This window comes from Christiangramia aquimixticola (assembly GCF_048285835.1).
Classification (GTDB): domain Bacteria; phylum Bacteroidota; class Bacteroidia; order Flavobacteriales; family Flavobacteriaceae; genus Christiangramia; species Christiangramia aquimixticola.
Window position 1 is genome coordinate 1 of the sequence record NZ_JBLVTL010000203.1, and the last position, 302, is coordinate 302.

At 43.7% G+C, this 302-nt stretch carries 1 pseudogene; it reads left to right on the forward strand.

The window, feature by feature from the left end:
• A pseudogene (locus ACNKXV_RS14135) lies at positions 1-302 on the forward strand (acyltransferase family protein); the annotation flags it as partial.

Consider the following 302-nt stretch of genomic DNA (forward strand, 5'->3'; position numbering starts at 1 on the left):
CTGTTTGACAATCTTTGGAGCGCATGCAGGAGAAATCCTGAAAAAAGTCGCATCCTCCGACAACCAAAAACTCAAAGAGTTGGTGGTGATCGGACTGGTGTGCATAGGCATTGCGCTGATTTGGAATCTTCATTTCCCGATTTTCAAGCGCATGTGGACGAGTTCTTTTATCATGCTTACCTCGGGTTTGGCCTTTCTGTCTTTAGGACTTTTCTACTTGGTTATCGACATGCTGAAATTCCAGAAATGGGCCTTCTTCTTTGTGGTGGTAGGAATGAACAGTTTGACGATCTACATGATTT